Below are 23,721 nucleotides of genomic sequence, written 5' to 3' on the forward strand. Positions count from 1 at the left end.
GCGGGTCAGTAACTGGGGAGGCGACGGGGGCCGACGTCGTCGCGTGCGGGTGGTGGTGCGAGACGTACGGTCGCGCCGAGTACGGACAGGCCCCGCGGGGCGACGACCACCGGTTCGAGAGCGACTCCGACGACCTCGGGATGGTCGTCGACCAGTCGCGATACGCGCAGCAGGAGCTCTTCGAGGGCGGCGGTGTCGACGGGGGCGGAGCCTCGCCAGCCGAAGAGGAGCGGGGCGGTCCGGATCGACCTGATCAGCTCGGCGGCGTCCCGGTCGGTCGCCGGGACGAGCCGGTGCGCGGTGTCGCCGAGCAGCTCGGAGGCGGCTCCCGCGAGCCCGAAGGACAGCACGGCTCCGGCGGCGGCGTCGATGGTGGCCCGTACGACGGTGTCGACGCCGCGCGGGGCCATGGCCTGGACGACCGGCTGGAGCTCCTCGGGCTTGCCGAGGGCGTCGGTCAACTCGGCGAAGGCCCGACGCAGTTCCATTTCATTGGCGAGATCGAGCCGTACGCCGCCGAGGTCCGGGCGGTGGCGGAGGTGCGGGGCGGTGGTCTTGAGAGCGACGGGGTAGCCGAGCCGCTGGGCGGCCGTGGCGGCGGCGTCGGGGCCGGGGGCGGCGAGCGTCGGCCGTACGTCGATGCCGTACCGGCCGAGGAGCTCGCGGGCAGCTTCGGCGGTAAGGGGCATGCCGCGCGGCACGGCACCTTCCGTCAGGAGGGCGTCGATCTGCGCGGCGGCGCCGGCTTCGTCGATGTCGTCGTACTGCGGCACGCGCCCCGGGTCGGCGGCCTGCCGTCGCCACTGCGCGTACCGGACGGCCTCGGCAAGAGCCCGCACGGCACGCTCGGCGGCGGGGTAGGCGGGGATACCCCGCCGGGCGGCGCCATTGCCACCGCCCTGCCCGGAGGAACTGCTGACGGAAGGGGCAGCCTCGCCGGGCGGTACGGCGGGCCGGTCGCCCGGGGGCGACGGAGCCGTACCGTCGGCCCGGGGGCCGGTACCCGTATCCGTGCCCTGCGCCGCTCCGGAAGGGGCGGCTTCGCCGGGCGGTACAGCGGCCCCACCGCCCGGGGGCGGGGCTGTGGCGTTGGCGTCCGCCCCGGGCTGCGGGGGCGGGGCGCCCGGTCCGGGAGTCTGGGGGGTTACCCCCTCATGCGGCGGAGTCGCAGATGTCACAACCGGGGAGTGGCGGGGTGGGGGAGAAAAAAGCCCCGACCCCGGCGCCGAACCGGCCCCGGCCGCGTCGGCTCCCACCGCGCCATGCCTCCCCGCCGACGTCACCGTCGCCGGGCGGGCCGTGCTGGTCGCGGCGGCCAGGGCCTCCGCCAGGCCGCCGATCTCCACGTGGACCACCGCCACCGGCTTCGCCGGTCCCGTGGCCGCCGCCGCGCGCAGCGCATCGGCCAGGACCTCCCCGTCGCCCGATTCCATGGCGCCGTTCTCCCCGACCCAGGGAATCGCTGTCACCACGACCGCATCGCACGCCGCGTCCGCGAGCGCGTCCGCCAAGGCCGCCCGGAAGTCCGCCGGGGTCGCGGCAGTCGTCAGGTCGCGGGGCGGCAGCGGGCGCAGCCCTTCGGCGAGGCAGGCGTCGTACGAGAGGAGGCCGAGGGACTCGGAGTTGCCGAGGATCGCGACGCGCGGCCCCGCGGGCAGCGGCTGGGAGGCCAGCAGCAGCCCTGCGTCGACGAGCTCCGTGACCGTGTCGACACGGATGACCCCCGCCTGGCGGAACAGCGCCGAGACCGTCGCGTCCGGGATCCGGGTGGCCGGCACCGCGTGCCCCGGCGGCGTACTGCCACTGTGCCGCGCGCCCTTCACGACGACGACCGGCTTCGCGGCCGAGGTCCGCCGCGCGAGGCGGGTGAACTTGCGCGGATTGCCGATCGATTCGAGGTAGAGCAGGACGATGTCGGTGTCCGGGTCCTCATAGCAGTACTGGAGGTAGTCGTTGCCGGAGACGTCCGCGCGGTTCCCCGCCGAGATGAACGACGCCAGGCCCGCGCCCCGCCGGTAGAGCCCGGAGAGCAGCGCGATGCCGATCGCACCGGACTGGGTGAACAGGCCGATGCGGCCGCGCTCGGGCGGCTCCGGCGCGAGGGAGGCGTTGAGGCGTACGGCCTCGGAGGTGTTGATGATGCCGAAGGCGTTGGGGCCGATGATGCGCATGCCGTACGAGCGGGCCTGGCGCACGAGTTCCCGCTGCCGCTCCCGGCCCGCCGCACCGCTCTCTGCGTACCCGGCGGACAGGACGACGAGACCCTGGACGCCGTGCTCCCCGCAGTCGGCGACGACCTCCGGCACCCGCTCGGCCGGAACGGCGACGACGGCGAGGTCGACGGCCTCGTCGATCCCGGCGACGGAGCGGTGCGCAGGGACGCCGTCGAGCTCGGTGAGGCCGTCGGGGAAGGCGCGGTTCACGGCGTACGTACGCCCGGTGAACCCGGCGGCGAGCAGGTTCCGCAGGACGGTTCGGCCCACCCCGCCCGGCGCGCGCCCGGCTCCGATCACGGCGACGGCGCCGGGTGCGAGGAGGCGCTGCACGGAGCGGGACTCGGCGCGCTGCTCGCGGGCGCGCTGCACGGCGAGGGAGCGGGCGGTCGGCTCCAGGTCGAATTCGAGGTGTACGACGCCGTCCTCGAAGCTGCGCTTCTGGGTGTAGCCCGCGTCCGTGAAGACCTTGATCATCTTGGTGTTGGCGGGCAGTACTTCCGCCACGAAGCGCCGGATGCCGCGCTCGCGGGCGACGGCGCCGATGTGTTCGAGGAGGGCGGAGGCGACGCCGCGGCCCTGGTGCGCGTCCTGGACGAGGAAGGCGACTTCCGCCTGGTCGGCGTCGGGGCCCGAGGCGGGGCGGCCCTGGGCGTTGATGCGGTCGTACCGGACGGTGGCGATGAACTCGCCGCCGACCGTGACGGCGAGCCCGACCCGGTCCACGTAGTCGTGGTGGGTGAAGCGGTGGACGTCCTTGTCCGAGAGGCGGGGGTACGGAGCGAAGAAGCGGTAGTACTTCGACTCGTCCGACACCTGCTCGTAGAAACTGACCAGGCGCTGCGCGTCGGCGGCCGTGATCGGGCGGATCCGCGCCGTTCCTCCGTCGCGCAGCACGACATCGGCTTCCCAGTGGGCCGGGTAGGCATGGCGCATGCGGTGATCCGGCTCGGTCTGCTCCTGCGGGGTCTGCTCCGGCGGATGCTGCATGACGAAAGCCTACGGGGCGGGGTCGCGTCAGCGCGCCGGGCGAGGCAGGCTGGGGGCGGCCGGACGGCTGTGGAAAGGGGCCGAAGGCGGTCACCCGCCGACCGCCCGCCATGAGATAGTGGTCTAGACAACCGTTAGAACATGAAGGGCAACACCATGGTTGAGCGCCGCGTCACCGTCGGCTGGGCCGAGGGCCTGCACGCCCGGCCCGCCTCCATCTTCGTCCGCGCAGCGACCGCCTCGGGCGTCCCCGTGACGATCGCCAAGGCCGAAGGCAACCCGGTCAACGCGGCCTCCATGCTCGCGGTGCTCGGCCTGGGTGCGGCGGGTGGCGAAGAGATCGTGCTCGCCTCCGAGGCCGACGGCTCCGACGCCGCTCTCGACCGCCTGGCGAAGCTGGTCTCCGAGGGCCTGGACGAGCTTCCCGAGACCGTCTGAACCCCGGACGAGCAAATTCTTGAGAAGGAGCCGCGTCCCCGAAATTCTTCGGGGGACGCGGCTCCTTCTTTTATGCGGCGCGATACGCCGAAGAATGCGGGCAGCGCGAATTGACCCCCGCCAATTCACCCTCTTTGTATACGGCGCACCTGTTAATGACGCCCACTCGCCGTGTTTACGGCATGTTGCGAAGTCCTCACACGCTCCCGGTCCCGGTCCGGCTGCCGCAACCGGTGTACCGCGACCGCCCGTTCGGCGTGCAGCGCCATGAGAGACCTGGCGCGCTCCGCGTCACCGCGCGCCACGGCGTCGACGATCGCGCCGTGTTCGGCCCACGACTCGACGGGGCGCGCGTGCTGCTCCACGGCGTACATCCAGGCGATCTTGTGCCTGAGCTGAGTGAGCAGCGCCGTCAGGCCTGGGCTGCCGGAAGCCTGGGCGAGCGTTTCGTGGAACCAGCCGCCGAGTGAGCGCAGGTCCTCGCCCTCACCCCGGCGAGCCCGCTCCTGACCCAGCCTGACCAGCCCACGCAGCACCTTGAGGTGCGCGTCGGTGCGCCGCTGGGCGGCGCGGGCCGCGCTCAGCGGCTCCAGCAGCGTCCTGACCTCCAGGAGGTCGGCGGCCTCCTGCTCGGTCGGCTCGGCGACACACGCACCGGCGTGCCGGCGGGTGGTGACGAACCCCTCGGATTCCAGGGTGCGCAGGGCTTCGCGCACCGGGACGCGCGAGACACCGTAACGACGCGCAAGCAGCTCTTCGGTGAGCCGGCTGCCGCGCTGGAAGACACCGGAGACGATGTCGTCACGGATCGCCGTGCATACCGATTGCGCGGGAATGCGCATGACCTGACCTCCGCCTTAATCCCCGCGAAACGCGGTCGATTGACGCTTGTTCAGCGACTCTATTGCAGAGGCGGGGAATTTCCGAAGGGAGGCCGGAATCCATGGATATCTTTTGGCCAAGCCGAAGGCCCCGGCGGGGAAGCCGGGGCCTTCGGGGAAAGCAGAGGCGAGTCGGACCGCGTCGCCGGAGTCGGGGTCAGATGCTGACGCCGTGCGCGCGCAGGTACGCGGTCGGGTCCATGTCGGAGCCGTAGTCGGGCGTCGTACGGGCCTCGAAGTGCAGGTGCGGGCCGGTCGAGTTGCCGGTCGAACCCGAGAGGCCTATCTGCTGGCCGGTGGTGACGGCCTGTCCGACGGAGACGCCGATGGACGACAAGTGCCCGTACTGCGTGTACGTACCGTCGTTCATCCTGATGACGATGTTGTTGCCGTACGCGCCGCCCCAGCCGGCCTCGACGACGGTGCCGCGGCCGACGGACACGACGGAACTGCCGGACGGCGCACGGAAGTCGACACCGGAGTGGCTGCCGGAGGACCAGAGCGAGCCGCCGGCGTTGTAGCCGGTGGTCACGACGGAACCGGCGACGGGAAGGGTGTAGCTGTTGAGGCGCTTGCGCTCGGCGGCGCGGGCGGCACGCTCCTTGGCCGCGCGCTCCTCGCGCACCTTCTTGGCCCTCGCCTCCGCGGCGGCCCTGGCCTCGCGCTCGGCTTCGGCCTTCCGCTCCGCCTCGGCCTTGCGGGCGGCCTCCGCCTTGACGGCGGCCTGTCGCTGGGACTCGGCCTGGGCCGCGATCTGGTCGGCGAGGGAGTCGCCGATGACGAGGGCCTGGGTCAGGCCGGTGTCCGCGACGGAGTGGGCCGCGTCGGCGCTGGTGTCACTGCCGGCGGCGAGGGCCGGAGAGGCCAGGCCTCCGATGACGCCGGTCGTCGCGAGGGCGGCAACGCCCGCCATGTTCGCACTCTTGCGCGTCAGACGGCTCGGACGACGGTGCTTCCCGGTGGGACGGGTGAACGCCATGGAGTGGCTGATCCTTTCCTTCCTTCTCGCCTACCGGGTTAGCTGACGGGTTCGGAGCAGGAAGGTCTCCTACGGACCCCTCCGTGCGTACGCGCACAGAGGCCGTCCGATTCACCCCAGGGACTGAGTGGGTCCCCGGCTCCCCAGGCTCGCGCCTGACGGGGACTCGGCGATGACTGTCCGGTGCCGCGGATGCGGCGCATTGCTGACGAACAGCCGGACAGACGCTAAACGGGACATCTGTCAATCACCAAACAGACACGAGGTTTTGTAACGCACCCCACAGGCCAGACAGGCAACCTCCACAACAAAAGGGACATACAGGAAGGACCCCGGCGGCCTGTAGGCCACCGGAGTCCCTCTATTCCGTCCCTCTATGCCCCATTACGGGGGCATTTGGCGCGCGGCTGATCAGCCGGCCACCACCTTCACCTCGCCGATGCCGAGCGCCCTGACCGGCTCCTCGATCTGGGACGCGTCCCCGACAAGGATCGTGACCAGACGGTCGGCAGGGAAGGCGCTGATGGCCGCTGCGGTGGCCTCCACCGTGCCGGTCTCGACGAGACGCGCGTACAGCTGGGCCTGGAAGTCGTCCGGCAGCTGCTGCTCGACCTGGTCGGCGAGCGTGCCGGCGACGGCCGCGGCCGTCTCGTACTTCAGCGGTGCGACGCCCACCAGGTTCTGTACGGCGACATCGCGCTCGGCGTCGGTCAGGCCCTCCTCCGCGAGGGTGCGCAGCACCTTCCAGAGGTCGTCCAGCGCCGGGCCCGTGGACTCGGTGTCCACGGAGCCGCTGATCGCGAGCATCGCGGCGCCCGGGGCCCCTTCCGGGCCGGAGGGGGCCGCGGAGCGCAGCACCTGGCCATAGGCGCGCACGCCGTACGTGTAGCCCTTCTCCTCGCGCAGGACACGGTCCAGGCGGGAGGTGAGCGTGCCGCCCAGGCAGTACGTACCGAGGACCTGGGCCGGCCAGACACGGTCGTGCCTGTCCGGGCCGATGCGCCCGATGAGGAGCTGCGTCTGGACCGCGCCGGGACGGTCGACGATGACCACGCGGCCCGTGTCGTCCGCCGTCACCACCGGGACGGGGCGGGGCTCGGCGGTGTTGCCCGTCCAGGCGCCCAGGGTGTCGGCCAGCACGACATCGAGATCGGTGCCTTCGAGGTCGCCGACCACTACGGCGGTGGCGGTCGCGGGACGCACGTGCGCCTCGTAGAAGCCCCTCACGGCGGCGGAGTCGATGCGCTCCACCGTCTCCTCCGAGCCCTGGCGCGGCCGCGACATGCGCGAGCCGGCGGGGAAGAGCTCCTTGGAGAGCTGCTTGGCGGCCCGACGGGACGGGTTGGCCGTCTCGTGCGGGATCTCGTCGAGCCGGTTGCGCACCAGTCGCTCGATCTCGCTGTCCTCGAAGGCGGGCGCGCGCAGCGCGTCGGCGAGCAGGCCGAGCGCCTTGGGCAGCCGGGAGACCGGGACCTCCAGGGAGACCCGTACGCCGGGGTGGTCGGCGTACGCGTCGAGCGTGGCGCCGCAGCGCTCCAGCTCGGCGGCGAACTCCTCGGCGGAGTGCTTGTCGGTGCCCTCGGAGAACGCCCGCGCCATGATCGTGGCAACGCCGTCGATGCCCTCGGGCTCCGCCTCCAGCGGGGCGGCGAGGAAGATCTCCACGGCCACGACCTGCTGGCCGGGGCGGTGGCAGCGCAGCACGGTCAGACCGTTGGGCAAGGTGCCGCGCTCGGGGGCGGGGAAGGCCCACGGCTGGGCGGTGCCCGCCTTCGGCTGCGGGTGGAACGTCATGCTCACGGCTGCGGTGTCGGTCACTTGTCCGCCCCTTCCTGCGCGTCGGTCTCGTCGGCGGCGGCATCGGCGTCGGCCGTGCCCGCGGTGTCGGCGGTGTCGTCGGCGTGTGTGGGCTCGTACACCAGCACCGCCCTGTTGTCCGGGCGCAGCCGGGCCTTCGCCGCGGCCTTGACCTCGTCCGCCGTGATGTCGAGGACGCGCTGGACCGCGGTCAGGGCGAGCTGCGGGTCGCCGAACAGGACGGCGTACCGGCACAGTTCGTCGGCGCGGCCCGCTACCGTACCGAGCCGGTCCAGCCACTCGCGCTCCAACTGGGCCTGCGCGCGCTCCATCTCCTCGGGCGTGGGGCCCTCGGCGGCGAACTTGGCCAGCTCTTCGTCGACGGCACGCTCGATGTCGGGCACCTCGACACCGGCCGACGTCTTGACGTCCAGCCAGCCGAGCGAGGGTGCGCCGGCCAGGCGCAGCAGCCCGAAGCCGGCCGCGACGGCCGTCTGGTCGCGGCGCACGAGGCGGTTGTGCAGCCGGGAGGACTCGCCGCCGCCGAGGACGGTGAGCGCCAGGTCCGCGGCGTCGGCCTCGCGGGTGCCGTCGTGGGGCAGCCGGTAGGCGGCCATCAGCGCGCGGGCCGGGACCTCCTCGTGGATCTCCTCACGCAGCTCCTTGCCGATGATGTCGGGCAGGGTGCCGTCGCGCGGCGGCTGCTTTCCGTCGTGGGACGGGATGGAGCCGAAGTACCTCTCGATCCAGGCGAGCGTCTGCTCCGGGTCGATGTCGCCGACGACCGAGAGCACCGCGTTGTTGGGTGCGTAGTACGTACGGAAAAAGGTGCGCGCGTCTTCGAGGGTCGCGGCGTCCAGGTCGGCCATCGAGCCGATCGGCGTGTGGTGGTACGGGTGGCCCTCCGGGTAGGAGAGGGCGGTCAGCTTCTCGAACGCCGTGCCGTACGGCACGTTGTCGTACCGCTGGCGGCGCTCGTTCTTGACGACGTCGCGCTGGTTCTCCATGGACTCGTCGTCGAGCGCGGAGAGCAGCGAGCCCATCCGGTCGGCCTCCAGCCACAGGGCCAGCTCCACCTGGTGGGTGGGCATCGTCTCGAAATAGTTGGTGCGCTCGAAGCTGGTCGTGCCGTTGAGCGAACCGCCCGCACCCTGCACCAGCTCGAAGTGGCCATTGCCCTTGACTTGCGCCGAGCCCTGGAACATCAGGTGCTCGAAGAGGTGAGCAAGACCGGTACGGCCATTGACCTCGTGGCGCGAACCGACGTCGTACCAGAGGCAGACCGCGGCGACCGGGGTCAGGTGGTCCTCGGAAAGCACCACGCGCAGGCCATTGGCCAGCCGGTGCTCAGTCGCTGTCAGGCCGCCGGAACCGGCCTGCGCTGTGGCCGTGTGACCCATGGGCATGTACGTCCCTTCGATCGCGATATGGAGAAGTCCTGCCACTGTATGCAAGCGCGCTGACACCTGGCGAAGTTCCCGGGCCGCGTACGCCCTCAGGGAACGCCCGTGGAGCGCCCCGGGAGAGCGCTACGGACGGGTCGAGGTCGGCGTTGTCAGTGCGCAGGTCCACAATGGTCCGCATCAGGTCCAGAACTTGCCCCGACAGAACCGCGAAGGAGCCGCAGCCGCGATGGCCCGCCGCAGCACGAAGACCCCGCCGCCGGACGATGCGTTCGAGGAGAAGATCCTCGATGTCGACGTCGTCGACGAAATGCAGGGCTCCTTCCTCGAGTACGCGTACTCGGTGATCTACTCGCGAGCGCTGCCCGACGCCCGCGACGGCATGAAGCCGGTGCACCGCCGCATCGTCTACCAGATGAACGAGATGGGGCTGCGGCCCGACCGCGGCTATGTGAAGTGCGCCCGCGTCGTCGGCGAGGTGATGGGTAAGTTGCACCCGCACGGCGACGCGTCGATCTACGACGCGCTCGTGCGGATGGCGCAGCCCTTCTCGATGCGCCTGCCGCTGGTCGACGGCCACGGCAACTTCGGCTCCCTCGGCAACGACGACCCGCCGGCCGCCATGCGGTACACGGAATGCCGGATGGCCGACGCCACCTCGCTGATGACCGAGTCGATCGACGAAGACACGGTCGATTTCGCGCCGAACTACGACGGGCAGGAGCGGGAGCCGGTCGCGCTTCCCGCGGCGTATCCGAACCTGCTGGTCAACGGTGCGTCCGGAATCGCCGTCGGCATGGCGACGAACATGCCGCCGCACAACCTGGGCGAGGTCATCGCCGCCGCCCGCCATCTGATCAAGCACCCCGGTGCCGACCTCGACACCCTGATGCGTTTCGTCCCCGGTCCCGATCTGCCGACCGGTGGCCGGATCGTGGGCCTCGGCGGCATCAAGGACGCGTACGAGAAGGGGCGCGGCACCTTCAAGATCCGCTCGACGGCCACCGTGGAGAACGTCACGGCACGCCGCAAGGGCCTGGTCGTCACGGAACTGCCCTTCACCGTCGGCCCGGAGAAGGTGATCGCCAAGATCAAGGACCTGGTCTCGTCGAAGAAGCTCCAGGGCATCGCGGACGTCAAGGACCTCACCGACCGCATGCACGGGCTGCGTCTGGTCATCGAGATCAAGAACGGCTTCGTCCCCGAGGCGGTGCTTGAGCAGCTCTACAAGCTGACGCCGATGGAGGAGTCCTTCGGCATCAACAATGTGGCGCTGGTGGACGGTCAGCCGCTGACGCTGGGCCTGAAGGAGCTGCTGGAGGTCTACCTCGACCACCGCTTCGAGGTCGTACGGCGCCGCAGCGAGTTCCGCCGCACCAAGCGGCGCGACCGGCTGCACCTGGTCGAGGGCCTGCTCGTCGCCCTGCTCGACATCGACGAAGTCATCCGGCTCATCCGCTCCAGCGACAATTCGGCGCAGGCGAAGGAGCGGCTGATCGAGCACTTCTCGCTGAGCGAGATCCAGACGCAGTACATCCTGGACACCCCACTGCGCCGGCTCACCAAGTTCGACCGGATCGAGCTGGAGAGCGAGCGCGACCGGCTGAACGGCGAGATCGACGAGCTGACCGGGATCCTGGAGTCGGACGCGGAGCTGCGCAAGCTGGTCTCCTCCGAACTGGCCGCGGTCGCGAAGAAGTTCGGCACCGACCGGCGCACGGTACTGCTGGAGTCCGGCGCTTCGCCGGTCGCCGCGGTGCCGCTGGAGGTCGCGGACGACCCCTGCCGCGTGCTCCTGTCGTCGACCGGGCTGCTCGCCCGTACGGTCACCGGCGAGCCTCTCGCCATGGACGACGCCCGGCGTGCCAAGCACGATGTGATCGTCTCGGCCGTGCCGGCCACGGCGCGCGGCGATGTGGGCGCGGTGACGTCGGCCGGGCGGCTGCTGCGGCTCGCCGTGATCGACCTGCCCCAGTTGCCGTACACGGCCTCCGCGCCGACCCTCTCGGGCGGGGCGCTGGTCTCGGAGTTCCTGTCGCTGGAGGAGGGCGAGACGCTGGTCTGTCTCACCACGCTCGACGAGTCCTCGCCGGGTCTCGCGCTCGGCACCGAGCAGGGTGTGGTCAAGCGGGTCGTGCCCGACTACCCCGCCAACAAGGACGAGTTGGAGGTCATCACCCTCAAGGACGGTGACCGGATCGTCGGCGCGGCCGAGCTGCGCACCGGAGAGGAGGACCTGGTCTTCATCACGGACGACGCCCAGCTGCTGCGCTACCCGGCGGGCCAGGTCAGGCCGCAGGGCCGTCCGGCGGGCGGCATGGCGGGCATCAAGCTCGCGGACGGCGCCAAGGTGATCTCGTTCACCGCGGTGGATCCGGCGGCGGATGGCATGGTCTTCACGGTGGCCGGAGCGGCGGGCACCCTGCTCGGCGATTCGGAGACCTCGGCGAAGCTGACGCCGTTCGACCAGTACCCGCGCAAGGGCCGGGCCACGGGCGGCGTGCGCTGCCACCGGTTCCTCAAGGGCGAGGACATCCTCATCCTGGCCTGGGCGGGCGCGGCTCCGCCCCGGGCGGCGGCGAAGAACGGCACACCGGTGGAGCTGCCGGAGCCGGACCCGCGCCGCGACGGCTCGGGCACACCGCTGACGACGGCGGTGGCGGCGCTGGCGGGCCCGGTCTAGTCCGGCCTAGTCCGCCTAGCCCTCGCCCTGTACGTACCGCAGGACGCCCCACATGCTGCGCTCATCGGCAGCTGCGGTGGCGTCCTGCGGCCCGTCCGCCCGGCAGGACGCCAGCTCCTTGCCCAGCGCTTCGCCGTCGATCCCCGACCCGATCAGCACGAGCTGCGTGACCCTCGGCTCGTCGCGGCCCCAGGGCTCGGGGTAGAAGCGCAGAAACCGGCCGACGGCGTGCAGTGCGTACCGGTTGCGGGCGTCGGCCGCGCCGAAGTCGACGTAACCCTTGATCCGGTAGAGCCCCTCCGGCCTGGTGTCGAGGAATTCCATGAGCCGGCGCGGGTTCATGGGCTCTTCGGAGGTGAAGGAGACGCTCTCGTACGCCGCGTGCAGATGGCCGTCGTGGCCGTGCTGGCCGTGCTGGCTGTCGTGATCGTGCTGGTCGTCGTCCTCGGCCCGCAGATCGTCGAACGACAGCTGCCGGACTTTCTCCGCCGCGTCGTCCGGCCGCGCCGCGGGGTCGAAGAGCAGCTCAGGATCAATCCGCCCGTACGACGCCCGGACCACGGCGGTACCGCCGCTGAGGCCACCGACGGTGTCGAGGGTGCGGCCGATCTGCTCATCCCCCACGCGGTCGGTCTTGTTCAGGACGACGAGATCGGCGATGGCGAGGTGCCGGTCGATCTCCGGATGGCGCTCGCGGGTCGCGTCGAACTCGGCGGCGTCGACGACCTCGGCCAGCCCTCCGTAGACGATCCGTTCGTTCTCGCTGGCCAGGATCATCCGGACCAGCTCCTGCGGCTCGGCGAGACCGCTCGCCTCGATGACGATCACGTCGAGCCGGGCGGCGGGTCGGGTCAGCTTCTCCAGATACTCGTCGAGCTCGCTCGCGTCGACGGCGCAGCACAGGCACCCGTTGCCGAGCGAGACCGTGGAGTCACCGAGCTGACCGGCCACGGCCATGGCGTCGATCTCGATGGACCCGAAGTCATTGACGATCGCACCGATCCTGGTGCCTCTGCTCTGCCGCAACAGATGGTTGAGCAGGGTGGTTTTACCGGATCCCAGGAAGCCCGCGAGGATGATGACCGGAATGGGTTGCCTGACCATGGGCCGATCGTATGCGAGCGCTCTGACACGACCGTGTGCGCCCCGGGGGCCGCGTTTCCGCTGCGGGTCTCACGGGCAAGTTGCCTCGAAACCTTGGGGGCGGGGGCGCATGGGGCGAGCGTGGCGAAGCACAGCACGGTTCGGCGGTTGGGCGGCTCTGTGCGTTCTCGGAATAGCGCTGGTGGGCGCGGCATCCGTCATTCTCAGCGGCTGGCTGATAGACGCAGTGGTGCGGGCCAACAGCCATACAGAAAAAGCAGCCGAACGAAGCGGTATCGGCGACTACTTCGGTGGAGTCAACTCGGTCTTCTCCGGAATCGCTCTGATTCTCCTGGTCATAACGCTGGTGATCCAGCAGCACGAATTGCGGCTCCAGCGCCAGGAGCTGACCGCCTCGCGCAAGGAGCTGCGCCGGAGCGCCGAGGCGGACCTCCGCAGCCTGCACATGCAGCTGACCCAGATGCAGATGCAAGACCTCTCTCTCGCAGATGTCTGGAACGATTACCCCGGCGAGACGGAACTCGCGATCCGGCAGAACCTGTTCGCCAACCTCACTTTCTGCCACTATTTGCTCCTTCTGAAATGGGAAAGCGTTTCTGAGAACGAGATGCTCGTCCATGCCAGAGACCTCATCCGCTCCCCCGCATTTCGCCGGTACTGGGCTGCCTCACGTGACATGAAAGCGTCCCTGCCGCCGGACAGCGACGAGAGGCGGATGTTCCTGATCTTCGAACGTGCCATGGCCGAGGCCGATCATGGAACGCCCCCGGACGACCCGGATTCCGCTCACGCGCGGTGATGCCCGAGTTCCACTCGCGGGAGCAGGGAATTTCGGAAAGGTGTGCCCGGCGCTTTACCGTTCATCAGCATGACCGCCGAACCGACCGCCTCCGGCAGACGCCTGCGTCTGGGCTGGCCCCAGCGCGTCTTCTCGCAGGTACTGCTGATGCAGCTGGCCATCGCCACAGGCGTCACCGTGCTGGCCACCGGCCTCTTCCTCGCCCCGCTCAGCGCCCAGCTCGACCAGGAGGCCATGCGGCGCGCGCTCGCCATCGCGCAGACCACGGCGGCCCAGCCGCAGCTCGCCGACGCGGTGACCGGGTCCAGGCCCACCGCCGGAGGGCCCGTACAGACCGAGGCGGAACGCATTCGGCGATCCACCGGCGCCGAGTACGTCGTGATCATGGACAGGCGCGGCGTGCGGTGGTCCCACACCGACAGACGCCAGATCGGCAAGGTCGTCTCCACCGACCCCAGCGAGCCGCTCGCCGGCCGGGAGGTCATGGGGATCGACGAGGGTACGCTCGGCCGCTCCGCCCGCGGCAAGGTCCCGCTGCGCGACGCCGACAGGGAGATCGTCGGCGCCGTTTCGGTCGGTATCGAGTACGACAGCGTCCGCGCCCGGCTGCTGGCGGCGATCCCGGGGCTGCTCGCGTACGCCGGAGGCGCCCTGGCCGTCGGCGCGCTCGCGGCGTATCTCATCTCCCGCAGGCTCCAGCGGCAGACGCACGACCTGGCCTTCTCGGACATCTCCGCGCTGCTCGCCGAGCGCGAGGCGATGCTTCACGGCATCAGGGAGGGCGTCGTAGCCCTCGACGCCACAGGCAGGATCCGGCTGATGAACGACGAGGCGCAGCGGCTGCTCGGGCTCGGCGCCGAGGCCACAGGGCGGCCGCTCGACGAGGTGCTGGGCGAGGGCCGTACCGCCGATGTGCTGGCAGGGCGAGTGACCGGCGACGATCTGCTGACGGTGCGCGGGCACCGCGTACTGGTCACCAACCGGATGCCGACGGACGACGGCGGCGCGGTAGCGACCCTGCGCGACCGTACCGAGCTGGAGCAGCTCGGCCGCGAGCTGGATTCGACGCGTGGCCTGATCGACGCCCTGCGCGCCCAGGACCATGAGCACGCCAACCGGATGCATACGCTCCTGGGGCTGCTGGAGCTGGGCATGCACGAGGAGGCGGTGCAGTTCGTGACGGAGGTCGCCGGGGTGCACCGTGCCACCGCCGAGCAGATCACCGAGAAGATCCACGACCCGCTGCTGGCGGCGCTGCTGGTCGGGAAGGCGACGGTCGCGGCCGAGCGCGGTGTCTCGCTGCGGCTCTCCGGGGCGACGCTGCTGCCGGACCGGCTCGTGGACCCGCGTGGCCTGGTCACCGTGGTCGGCAATCTGGTGGACAACGCACTGGACGCCTCGGCCGGATCGCCCGACGCCCGGATCGAGGTCGAGCTGCGCGCCGAGGGGCGTACGGCCGTACTGCGGGTGGCCGACAGCGGGCCCGGCATTCCGGCCGAGCAGCGCGAGCTGATCTTCACGGAGGGGTGGTCGACCAAGGAGCTGCCCGCGCACGGCAAGCGCGGCCTCGGCCTGGCGATGGTGCGCAGGCTCGCGGAACGGCAGGGCGGCAGCGCGCGGGCCGGCGAAGGCGCGGAGGGCGGCGCCGAGTTCAGCGTCGTACTGCCGGAGGCGCTGACCGATGCGCCACCGAGCACGGAGGAGCTGTACACGGCGGAGCTTGATACGGCAGGAGAGGCGCGATGATCGACGTACTGGTGGTGGACGACGACGTCCGGGTCGCGGAGATCAACGCCGCCTATGTGGCCAAGGTGGCGGGCTTCCGCGTAGTCGGCCGGGCTCACTCCGCCGCCGAGGCGCTCGCCGCGCTCCGGGCGCACCACGTCGACCTGGTCCTCCTCGACCACTATCTGCCGGACCGGAACGGCCTCGCGCTCGTACAGGAACTGCGGGGCCTCGGCCTCCAGACCGACGTGATCATGGTGACGGCGGCGCGCGACATCGCGACCGTGCAGGCCGCGATGCGTCAGGGCGCGCTCCAGTACCTGGTGAAGCCCTTCAACTTCGCCGGCCTGCGCACCAAGCTGGAGGCGTACGCCGCCCTGCGCCGCACTCTCGACGGGGGCGGCGAGGCGGAGCAGGCAGAGGTGGACCGCATCTTCGGCGCCCTGTCCGTGGCAGGCTCCCCCGGCCTCCCCAAGGGGCACTCGCCGACGACGGCGGAGCTGGTCCGGCAGGTGCTGCTGGCCGCTGACGGGCCGCTGTCGGCCCAGGAGATCTCAGAGCGCGCGGGCATGAGCCGGCAGACCGCGCAGCGCTATCTGAAGCTGCTGGAGCGGTCTGGGCGGGTGCGGCTCAGCCTCAAGTACGGCGAGACAGGCCGCCCGGAGCACCGCTACGCGTGGACGTCCGGCCGCTGAGGTCGGGGGTGAGAGGCACCACCGCCACCGTGCGGACGGGTCAGACCGCGCCCGCGCCCGTCAGCGAGCGCACCTCCGTCTCGGCGTGCTTGGCCGCGTCCGGCGGTTCGGGCGACAGCACCGTACCGAGCCAGCCCGCGAGGAAGCCCAGCGGAATGGAGACCAGGCCCGGGTTCTGGAGCGGGAAGAGCTGGAAGTCGGCGCCGGGGAAGAGCGCTTCGGGGCTGCCGGAGACAACCGGCGAGAGCAGCACGAGCAGTACGGCCGGAAGCAGGCCGCCGTACACCGACCAGACCGCGCCCCTGGTGGTGAAGTTCCGCCAGAACAGCGAGTAGAGCAGCACCGGCAGATTGGCGGAGGCCGCGACTGCGAAGGCGAGGCCGACCAGGAACGCGACGTTGAGGTCGCGGGCGAGCAGGCCGAGGGCGATGGCCACGGCTCCGATACCTCCCGCCGCGATACGGGCCACCGCGACCTCGCTGTGCGGCTTGGCGTGCCTGCGCCTGAGCGAGGCGTACAGATCGTGCGCGACGGAGGCGGAGGAAGCCAGGGTGATGCCTGCGACGACCGCGAGGATGGTGGCGAAGGCGATGGCCGCGACCACGGCGAAGAGAACCGTTCCTCCTGTGGAACCCACGCCCCCGCCCAGATCGAGCGCCAGAAGCGGAACTGCCGTGTTCCCCGCGGCATTCGAGGTCCGTACCGCATCGGAACCGACCACTGCCGCCGCGCCGAAGCCGAGCACGATCGTCATCAGGTAGAAGCTGCCGATGAGGCCGATGGACCAGACGACCGAGCGGCGGGCGGCGCGCGCGGTCGGCACGGTGTAGAAGCGGGACAGGATGTGCGGCAGGCCCGCGGTGCCGAGGACGAGCGCGAGGCCGAGGCTGATGAAGTCCAAGCGAGCCGTCACGTCCCCGCCGTACTTGAGACCGGGCGACAGGAAGTCCTTGCCGTGGCCGCTGCGTTCCGCGGCGGTGACGAGCAGCTGGTTGAAGTCGCCGTGGAAGCGCACCAGTACGAGCACGGTGAGCGCGACCGCGCCCGCCATCAGCAGCACTGCCTTGACGATCTGGATCCAGGTGGTGGCCCGCATCCCTCCCAACGACACGTAGATCACCATCAGCGCGCCCACGCCGATAACCGTCCAGGAGCGCGCGGCCTCGCTGCTCCCGCCCAGCAGCAGCGCGACCAGGCTGCCCGCCCCCACCATCTGCGCCACCAGATAGAGAACGGACACGGTGACCGAAGAAGTTCCCGCGGCGATACGCACCGGGCGCTCGGCCATCCGGGCGGCGATGACGTCGGCGAGGGTGAACCGACCGCAGTTGCGGACCAGTTCGGCGACGAGCAGCAGGACGACGAGCCATGCCACGAGGAAGCCGACGGAGTAGAGCATGCCGTCGTAGCCGAAGAGGGCGATCAGTCCCGAGATGCCGAGGAAGGAGGCCGCGGACATGTAGTCGCCCGCGATGGCGAAACCATTCTCCATAGGAGAGAAGAGCCGTCCGCCCGCGTAGAACTCCTCGGCTGAGCCGCGGCGGTTGCGGCTCGCCCATGCCGTGATGGCGAGCGTGGCGGCGACGAACGCGCTGAACAGCAGCAGTGCCAGGGTCTGGTGCTGCGTCGTCATGGTGTGCCCGGTCAACGCTTGATCCCCCGCGTCAGTTCCTGGGTGTCCCACCGGAGTTCGAGCGCCGGGCGGTCCCTGCGCAGCCGCGCATGGCGTGCGTACGCCCAGGTCAGCAGGAAGGTGGAGAGGAACTGGCCGAGGCCGGCGACCATCGCGACGTTCACCGCGCCGACGACGGGCCGGGCCATCAGGTCGTGTGCGGTGGTGGCCGCTACGACGTAGACGACGTACCAGGTGAGGAAGGCGAGGGCCGCCGGGACGACGAACCGCCGGTACCGGCTGCGCACTTCCTGGAAGGCGGCGCTGCGCTGCACCTCCAGATAGATCTCGGCCGCACTGTGGCCGGCCCCGCGGGTCGCACCGCCTGCGGGAGCGGGCGACGGTACGGGTGTGGGGGCACCCGTTCCGTCCAGTTCGCCCCACCCGGAGGCAAGCGCGTCGTACCAGGGATCATCGAGCCGCACCGCTGCGGCTTCGCACCCTTCGGGCTTCTCCACCGAACAACTCTCCTTGTCCGCGAACGCATTGTTCGCGTGCCCAAGGATGGACAGAGTAGGAAGATCCCGGACTCTTCAATCCCCGCTCTTCACCCCATTAGGTGACGGATGTCCCCAACTCAGGAGTCACCCACCGGTGGACTCAGGCGTCGATGCGCGAGCGGTCCAGCGTCGCCGCCGAGCTGGTGATGAACTCCTTGCGGGGCGCTACTTCGTTGCCCATCAGCAGATCGAAGACCTGCTCGGAGGATTCCAGGTCACCGATGTTGATCCGGCGCAGCGTGCGGTGGCGCGGGTCCATCGTGGTCTCCGCAAGCTGGTCGGCGTCCATCTCGCCGAGGCCCTTGTAGCGCTGGATGGAGTCCTTGAAGCGCACGTTCTTGCGCTGGTACTCCAGCAGCGTCTGCCGCAGCTCGCTGTCCGAGTACGTGTAGACGTACTTGTCCTGGCCCTTCTTGGGCTGGACCAGCTCGATCCGGTGCAGCGGGGGCACCGCGGCGAAGACGCGTCCCGCCTCCACCATCGGCCGCATGTAGCGCTGGAAGAGCGTGAGCAGCAGACAGCGGATGTGCGCGCCGTCGACATCGGCGTCGACGAGCAGCACGATCTTGCCGTAGCGGGCGGCGTCGAGGTCGAAGGTCCGCCCGGATCCGGCTCCTATGACCTGGATGATCGCGCCGCACTCGGCGTTCTTGAGCATGTCCGAGACGGACGACTTCTGTACGTTGAGGATCTTGCCGCGGATCGGCAGCAGCGCCTGGAATTCTGAATTCCGGGCGAGCTTGGCCGTACCGAGCGCGGAGTCTCCCTCGACGATGAAGAGCTCGCTGCGCTCCACGTCGTCACTTCGGCAGTCGGCGAGCTTCGCCGGCAGCGAGGAGGACTCCAGCGCGGTCTTACGACGCTGCGCCTCCTTGTGCTGGCGGGCCGCGATGCGCGTCCGCGCGGCGGCGACGATCTTCTCCATGACCGAGCGCGACTGCTGCTTCGCGTCGCGCTTGGTGGAGGTCAGGAACGCCTTGAGCTCCTTGGCGACCACATTGGCGACGATCCGCGTGGCGGCCGACGTGCCGAGGACCTCCTTTGTCTGCCCCTCGAACTGCGGCTCTGCCAGGCGCACGGTCACCACGGCCGTGAGGCCCTCCATGGCGTCGTCCTTGACGACGTCGTCCTCGGCGACGCGCAGCAGCTTGGCGGAGCGCAGAGCCTCGTTGACGGTCCTGGTGAGGGACCGCTCGAAGCCGGAGATGTGAGTGCCGCCCTTGGGTGTGGCGATGATGTTGACGAAGGACTTGACGGTGGTGTCGTAGCCCGTCCCCCAGCGCAGCGCGATGTCGACAGCCAGCTCGCGGGTGACCTCGGTGGCCGTCATGTGGCCGCGGTCGTCGAGGACCGGCACGGTCTCCTTGAAGGTGCCGTGCCCGGTCAGCCGCAGGACGTCACAGATGGCTTTGTCCTGCGCGAGGTACTCGCAGAACTCACTGATGCCCCCGTCGAAACGGAAGATCTCCTCGGTCTTGCCCTCGCCCTCCAGGGCGCGCTCGTCGCGCACGATGATGGTCAGGCCGGGCACGAGGAAGGCCGTCTGGCGGGCGCGCTGGTACAGCGTCTCCAGGTTGAGCTTGGCGTCCTTGAGGAAGATCTGCCGGTCCGCCCAAAAGCGCACGCGCGTACCGGTGCGCACCTTGGGGACGCGCTTGCCCTTGAGCAGCCCGTTCGCCGGGTCGAAGGGGGCGTCGGGGCCCGACTCGGTGAAGATGCCGGGGACGCCTCGGCGGAAGCTGATGGAGTGCGTCGCGCTGTTGCGGTCGACCTCGACGTCCAGGCGGGCGGAGAGGGCGTTGACGACGGAGGCGCCCACACCGTGCAGACCGCCGGAGGCCGCGTAGGAGCCGCCGCCGAACTTGCCGCCGGCGTGCAGCTTGGTCATCACGACCTCGACGCCGGTCAGGCCCGTCTTGGGCTCGACGTCGACCGGGATGCCGCGGCCGTTGTCACGGACCTCGACGGAGCCGTCCTCGTGGAGGATGACCTCGATGTGGTCGCAGTAGCCACCGAGGGCTTCGTCGACGGAGTTGTCGATGATCTCCCAGAGGCAGTGCATGAGGCCGCGGCTGTCGGTGGACCCGATGTACATGCCAGGACGCTTGCGGACGGCCTCAAGCCCCTCGAGTACGAGAAGGTGCCGCGCGGTGTAGTTGGAGCCGTCACGGTCTGCACCGGTCAGAAGCGCAGTGGACGGCACGGACGTCTCGGCGGTCACGCGGTTCGCTCCTCGCTGAATTTCACATGTGTCCCGATGGGGTACGGGTCCGGCGTCGGTCGCCGGTCAGAGGGTACCGAGGCCTGGTAGAGCCGATGTAACGCCACCCTCGGGAAAACTCATGCTAGTCCAGAGTCGTATGAACGTTCGATCCCTCGATGGGGTGACGCACAGGTCACGTTCCCTTTGGCGCATGAACCATTTAGGCTCCGGGCACGTCCTCCTCAACAACCGGCAAGCCAGCCGGGAGGGCAAACCGAGACAATCGACGCGAAACCGTAAAGCGACGCAATACGGCTCCTTCGCCGCTAACCGGCAGCAGACAGCCACCTTCGGAAGAAGTTTCAAGGAAAAGCCACGAGCGGGAACGTTTTCGGCCTGGTTGGATGTTGACCCTGGTACGACAGCTCGTCGAGCTAGAGAAGAGGCGACGTGACTACTGTTCTGACCCCCGCGAGCCCGCTGACGGCCGCTGACCGATGCGACCGCTGCGGCGCCCAGGCCTACCTGCGTGTCGTCCTGGCCAGCGGCGGCGAACTGCTCTTTTGCGCCCACCACGGTCGCAAGTTCGAGCCGGAACTCAAGAAGATCGCCGCTGAAATACAGGACGAGACAGACCGGCTGACCGCCGTGCCTGCGTCCACAGAAGACGAGGAACGCTGAACACCTCGCGATCACGACGAGCGAAGGGCCGGTTACCCACCGGTCGACGGGCGGCCTCCCCTGGTAACTCAGGGTGGGCCGCCCGTTCTCGTACGCTGCAAGCGTAATCAGTCGCTTGCAGGCAAGAGATCCTCCGGGACGGCCGACAGCCGTGTGTACACCCCGGGACTCCTGGCCTGGCCGCAGCCGTTCCCCCAGGAGACGACCCCGATCAGACGGCCGTCCGCGACCAGCGGCCCGCCACTGTCCCCCTGGCAGGCGTCGTGGCCGCCATCGGGATCCCCGGCACACAGCATGGTGTCTGCCCGGTACGCGGGCTCCCCGCGGCCGGGATAGGACCGCCTGCAGGCTCTGTCGGGCAGCACGCTGACGCGTGCCGCGCGCAGGCCGAGCGGGTAGGCCCCGTTGCCCGTCGTATCGCCCCAGCCGTAGACGGCGGCGGGCGTACCGGGCTCGTCCGCCATGTGCCGCGGTCGTGCGGTCCGGATGACATGGCGCGTCGGCAGAGCGCTGGACAGAGTCAGCACGGCGAGGTCTCCGGAGTTCGTGGCTGCGTCGTACTCCGGATTGATGCGTATCCCGCGCACCGGGATCTCCCTGCCCCCTTGCCCGCGCAGATCGCCGCGCCCCGCGATGACCTCCAGGTCACGCACCTGATTCAGCGGCACGCCGAGCACCTGTGAGCTCATGCAGTGCGCCGCTGTCACCACCTTCTCCGGCGCCACCACCACTCCCCCGCAGAACTGGCCAGCCCGCGTACCTCCGAACCGGTCACGGCTGGACAGTGCCACGACCCAGGGCGTCTCCGAGATTCGTACGGGCTGCCCGCCTATCACCACACTGTCCGCGGCGGCGGAACCACCCGATGCGGTAGGCGCCACAACGGCCGTGGCCGTCAGGGCCAGCACCCCCGTCAGTGATCCGGCAAAAGAACGACGCATACGGCCTCCTGTACTCAGTGCTGCACATTGCACACACAGGGTCAGCCGGACGGCGGCGGGCCGCACCCGCGAAAGCCGATGGCCCGGAGTCCCGTGGAGGGGACTCCGGGCCATCGGCCCGAGCGGTGAATGACGACTGGGCACGCGACCTGGTCGAGGTGGTCGTGACCTAGTCGAGGTAGTCGCGCAGGACCTGCGAGCGCGACGGGTGACGCAGCTTCGACATCGTCTTCGACTCGATCTGACGGATGCGCTCACGCGTCACGCCGTAGACCTTGCCGATCTCGTCCAGCGTCTTCGGCTGGCCGTCGGTGAGGCCGAAGCGCATGGAAACGACGCCCGCCTCGCGCTCGGACAGGGTGTCGAGCACCGAGTGCAGCTGCTCCTGCAGGAGCGTGAAGCTGACGGCGTCGGCCGGGACGACGGCTTCCGAGTCCTCGATGAGGTCACCGAACTCGCTGTCGCCGTCCTCGCCCAGGGGGGTGTGGAGCGAGATGGGCTCGCGGCCGTACTTCTGGACCTCGATGACCTTCTCGGGGGTCATGTCGAGTTCCTTGGCCAGCTCCTCCGGGGTGGGCTCGCGGCCCAGGTCCTGGAGCATCTGGCGCTGCACGCGGGCGAGCTTGTTGATGACCTCGACCATGTGCACCGGGATACGGATGGTGCGGGCCTGGTCGGCCATCGCGCGGGTGATCGCCTGACGGATCCACCAGGTGGCGTACGTCGAGAACTTGTAGCCCTTGGTGTAGTCGAACTTCTCGACCGCGCGGATCAGACCGAGGTTCCCCTCCTGGATGAGGTCCAGGAAGAGCATGCCGCGGCCGGTGTAGCGCTTGGCCAGCGAGACCACGAGTCGGAGGTTGGCCTCCAGGAGGTGGTTCTTGGCGCGGCGGCCGTCCTCGGCGATGATCTCCAGCTCGCGCTTGAGCTTCGGCGCCAGCTTGTCGCTGTTGGCCAGCTTGTCCTCGCCGAACAGACCCGCCTCGATGCGCTTGGCGAGCTCGACCTCCTGCTCGGCGTTGAGGAGCGGGACCTTGCCGATCTGCTTGAGGTAGTCCTTGACCGGGTCGGCCGTGGCACCGGCGACAGCGACCTGCTGCGCGGGTGCGTCGTCCTCGTCCTCGTCGGAGAGAACGAAACCCTTGTTCTCGCCGCTCTCTTCCTCTTCCTCGCCGACTGCCTTGGCGGTGGTCTCCTCGGTGGTCTCTTCACCCTCGGAGACCTCGTCGCCGTCCTTCTTGGCGGAGGTCTTCTTCGCGGCCGTCTTCTTGGCCGCGGTCTTCTTCGCGGCGGTCTTCTTGGCCGCCGTCTTCTTGGCGGCGGCCTTCTTCACCGGTGCGGGCTCCGCGGGGTCGTCCGCCACGGCCTCCACCGTTTCGGATGCGGGAACGGCCGTGGCCGCCACGGTCTTCGCCGGGGTCGCCCTGTCCCCGACGGTCTTGGTGGCGGTCCGCTTGGCCGGGCTCTTCGCTGCGACGCTCTTGCGGGGGCGCTTGGGCTCCTCCGCGGCACTGACCATCAGCGTCACACCCTCTTCCTCGAGGATCTGGTTGAGGCTGCGCAGAACGTTCTTCCACTGGGCCGACGGAATCTGGTCGGCCAAGAATGCCTGGCGCACGTCATCGCCGGCGATCTGCCCATCAGCCTTTCCCCGCTCGATGAGCGCCATCACAGACTCGGACTCGGCGATCTCCGGCGGGAGCGTACGGGATGTGCTGGCCGACACGAACAACCTCTCGGAACGATGGGAACGGCTTCCGGCCTCGCCCTGAGTGCGGGCCTCGGCCGACGACATCGGCTGGGGATGTACCGACGGCGCAGGTTGAACCTCGGACTTGTTACAGCGCCGACCATGGCGGCTGTATTCCCTCTTCGGCTGTCACCTCTTAGGTCATCGCACAGTTCCGAGGAGTGTTACGCCCAATCTTCGTGGCCCGAGTCACACCCCTCGGAGGCGACGGGGAACAGAACGGGACATCGTCCCACCATCATGCGGCCCCATAATCCTGTCGCCGGA

Annotated in this window: 17 protein-coding genes and 1 riboswitch; of the genes, 6 read left to right on the forward strand and 11 right to left on the reverse strand. The window is 69.8% G+C overall.

Annotated elements, in window-relative coordinates; all coding sequences use genetic code 11:
* Positions 1–5: 5 nt before the first annotated feature.
* Positions 6–3,203, reverse strand: coding sequence for a GNAT family N-acetyltransferase (locus J7I98_RS36640; protein WP_214929395.1), 3,198 nt, complete (start codon positions 3,201–3,203; stop codon positions 6–8).
* Positions 3,204–3,359: 156 nt separating this feature from the next.
* Here J7I98_RS36640 and J7I98_RS36645 point away from each other — a divergent pair, with 156 nt between their 5' ends.
* Positions 3,360–3,641 (forward strand): HPr family phosphocarrier protein, encoded by a 282-nt coding sequence (locus J7I98_RS36645; protein WP_214929412.1) that lies wholly within the window; start codon positions 3,360–3,362, stop codon positions 3,639–3,641.
* Between the two features lie 152 nt (positions 3,642–3,793).
* On the opposite strand, the gene J7I98_RS36650 is transcribed toward J7I98_RS36645, so the two are convergent.
* From J7I98_RS36650 to J7I98_RS36665, 4 genes are all read right to left on the reverse strand, one after another.
* Positions 3,794–4,483: a GntR family transcriptional regulator gene (locus tag J7I98_RS36650; RefSeq protein WP_214929396.1), complete on the reverse strand. Its 690-nt coding sequence runs from the start codon at positions 4,481–4,483 to the stop codon at positions 3,794–3,796.
* Positions 4,484–4,679: 196 nt separating this feature from the next.
* The gene (locus J7I98_RS36655; protein WP_214929397.1) at positions 4,680–5,501 is read right to left on the reverse strand and encodes a M23 family metallopeptidase; all 822 of its coding nucleotides are present in this window, start codon (positions 5,499–5,501) and stop codon (positions 4,680–4,682) included.
* A gap of 12 nt (positions 5,502–5,513) precedes the next feature.
* A riboswitch (cyclic di-AMP (ydaO/yuaA leader) is annotated at positions 5,514–5,683 on the reverse strand.
* 229 nt (positions 5,684–5,912) lie between these two features.
* Entirely contained in the window at positions 5,913–7,295 is a 1,383-nt protein-coding gene (locus tag J7I98_RS36660) for a pitrilysin family protein (RefSeq protein WP_214929413.1), read from the reverse strand.
* Positions 7,296–7,315: 20 nt separating this feature from the next.
* Complete coding sequence (locus tag J7I98_RS36665; RefSeq protein WP_214929398.1) at positions 7,316–8,704, reverse strand: pitrilysin family protein; 1,389 nt, start codon at positions 8,702–8,704, stop codon at positions 7,316–7,318.
* Between the two features lie 226 nt (positions 8,705–8,930).
* Between J7I98_RS36665 and J7I98_RS36670 the strand changes: the two genes are divergently transcribed.
* Complete coding sequence (locus J7I98_RS36670) at positions 8,931–11,384, forward strand: DNA topoisomerase (ATP-hydrolyzing) subunit A (protein WP_214929399.1); 2,454 nt, start codon at positions 8,931–8,933, stop codon at positions 11,382–11,384.
* A 15-nt stretch (positions 11,385–11,399) separates the two neighbouring features.
* Here the strand turns inward: J7I98_RS36670 and J7I98_RS36675 are convergent, their stop codons facing one another.
* Positions 11,400–12,488 carry a GTP-binding protein gene (locus J7I98_RS36675; RefSeq protein ID WP_214929400.1) on the reverse strand — a complete coding sequence of 363 codons (1,089 nt, stop codon included), beginning with the start codon at positions 12,486–12,488 and terminating at the stop codon, positions 11,400–11,402.
* Positions 12,489–12,669: 181 nt separating this feature from the next.
* On the opposite strand from J7I98_RS36675, the gene J7I98_RS36680 reads away from it, so the two are divergent.
* The 3 genes from J7I98_RS36680 (at position 12,670) to J7I98_RS36690 (ending at position 15,707) form a co-directional block, all read left to right on the forward strand.
* Entirely contained in the window at positions 12,670–13,287 is a 618-nt protein-coding gene (locus J7I98_RS36680; RefSeq protein ID WP_308378058.1) for a DUF6082 family protein, read from the forward strand.
* 69 nt (positions 13,288–13,356) lie between these two features.
* Positions 13,357–15,033 carry a sensor histidine kinase gene (locus J7I98_RS36685; protein WP_214929401.1) on the forward strand — a complete coding sequence of 559 codons (1,677 nt, stop codon included), beginning with the start codon at positions 13,357–13,359 and terminating at the stop codon, positions 15,031–15,033.
* Positions 15,030–15,707 carry a response regulator gene (locus tag J7I98_RS36690; protein WP_214929402.1) on the forward strand — a complete coding sequence of 226 codons (678 nt, stop codon included), beginning with the start codon at positions 15,030–15,032 and terminating at the stop codon, positions 15,705–15,707. Before J7I98_RS36685 ends, J7I98_RS36690 begins: the two co-directional genes overlap by 4 nt.
* Positions 15,708–15,747: 40 nt before the next feature.
* Here J7I98_RS36690 and J7I98_RS36695 read toward each other — a convergent pair whose 3' ends face one another.
* From J7I98_RS36695 to J7I98_RS36705, 3 genes are all read right to left on the reverse strand, one after another.
* Positions 15,748–17,340 carry a cation acetate symporter gene (locus J7I98_RS36695; RefSeq protein ID WP_214929415.1) on the reverse strand — a complete coding sequence of 531 codons (1,593 nt, stop codon included), beginning with the start codon at positions 17,338–17,340 and terminating at the stop codon, positions 15,748–15,750.
* An 11-nt stretch (positions 17,341–17,351) separates the two neighbouring features.
* Complete coding sequence (locus tag J7I98_RS36700) at positions 17,352–17,837, reverse strand: DUF485 domain-containing protein (protein ID WP_308378059.1); 486 nt, start codon at positions 17,835–17,837, stop codon at positions 17,352–17,354.
* A gap of 142 nt (positions 17,838–17,979) precedes the next feature.
* Complete coding sequence (locus tag J7I98_RS36705; protein WP_214929403.1) at positions 17,980–20,100, reverse strand: type IIA DNA topoisomerase subunit B; 2,121 nt, start codon at positions 20,098–20,100, stop codon at positions 17,980–17,982.
* 432 nt (positions 20,101–20,532) lie between these two features.
* On the opposite strand from J7I98_RS36705, the gene J7I98_RS36710 reads away from it, so the two are divergent.
* The gene (locus J7I98_RS36710; RefSeq protein ID WP_214929404.1) at positions 20,533–20,763 is read left to right on the forward strand and encodes a hypothetical protein; all 231 of its coding nucleotides are present in this window, start codon (positions 20,533–20,535) and stop codon (positions 20,761–20,763) included.
* Between the two features lie 107 nt (positions 20,764–20,870).
* On the opposite strand, the gene J7I98_RS36715 is transcribed toward J7I98_RS36710, so the two are convergent.
* Positions 20,871–21,704, reverse strand: a complete 834-nt coding sequence (locus J7I98_RS36715; protein WP_214929405.1) for a serine protease — start codon at positions 21,702–21,704, stop codon at positions 20,871–20,873.
* A 169-nt stretch (positions 21,705–21,873) separates the two neighbouring features.
* Positions 21,874–23,430, reverse strand: coding sequence for an RNA polymerase sigma factor (locus J7I98_RS36720; protein WP_214929406.1), 1,557 nt, complete (start codon positions 23,428–23,430; stop codon positions 21,874–21,876).
* Positions 23,431–23,721: the final 291 nt, after the last annotated feature.

The organism is Streptomyces sp. ISL-98 (assembly GCF_018614055.1).
Classification (GTDB): Bacteria; Actinomycetota; Actinomycetes; order Streptomycetales; family Streptomycetaceae; genus Streptomyces; species Streptomyces spiramyceticus.

Bases quoted from the DNA above. Each gene is read 5' to 3' on its own strand.
- J7I98_RS36650 (WP_214929396.1), bottom strand. From the start codon at position 4,483: ATGCGCATTCCCGCGCAATCGGTATGCACGGCGATCCGTGACGACATC.
- J7I98_RS36715 (WP_214929405.1), bottom strand. From the start codon at position 21,704: ATGCGTCGTTCTTTTGCCGGATCACTGACGGGGGTGCTGGCCCTGACG.
- J7I98_RS36675 (WP_214929400.1), bottom strand. From the start codon at position 12,488: ATGGTCAGGCAACCCATTCCGGTCATCATCCTCGCGGGCTTCCTGGGA.
- J7I98_RS36665 (WP_214929398.1), bottom strand. From the start codon at position 8,704: ATGCCCATGGGTCACACGGCCACAGCGCAGGCCGGTTCCGGCGGCCTG.
- J7I98_RS36690 (WP_214929402.1), top strand. From the start codon at position 15,030: ATGATCGACGTACTGGTGGTGGACGACGACGTCCGGGTCGCGGAGATC.
- J7I98_RS36655 (WP_214929397.1), bottom strand. From the start codon at position 5,501: ATGGCGTTCACCCGTCCCACCGGGAAGCACCGTCGTCCGAGCCGTCTG.
- J7I98_RS36670 (WP_214929399.1), top strand. From the start codon at position 8,931: ATGGCCCGCCGCAGCACGAAGACCCCGCCGCCGGACGATGCGTTCGAG.
- J7I98_RS36695 (WP_214929415.1), bottom strand. From the start codon at position 17,340: ATGACGACGCAGCACCAGACCCTGGCACTGCTGCTGTTCAGCGCGTTC.
- J7I98_RS36645 (WP_214929412.1), top strand. From the start codon at position 3,360: ATGGTTGAGCGCCGCGTCACCGTCGGCTGGGCCGAGGGCCTGCACGCC.
- J7I98_RS36685 (WP_214929401.1), top strand. From the start codon at position 13,357: ATGACCGCCGAACCGACCGCCTCCGGCAGACGCCTGCGTCTGGGCTGG.
- J7I98_RS36660 (WP_214929413.1), bottom strand. From the start codon at position 7,295: ATGACGTTCCACCCGCAGCCGAAGGCGGGCACCGCCCAGCCGTGGGCC.
- J7I98_RS36640 (WP_214929395.1), bottom strand. From the start codon at position 3,203: ATGCAGCATCCGCCGGAGCAGACCCCGCAGGAGCAGACCGAGCCGGAT.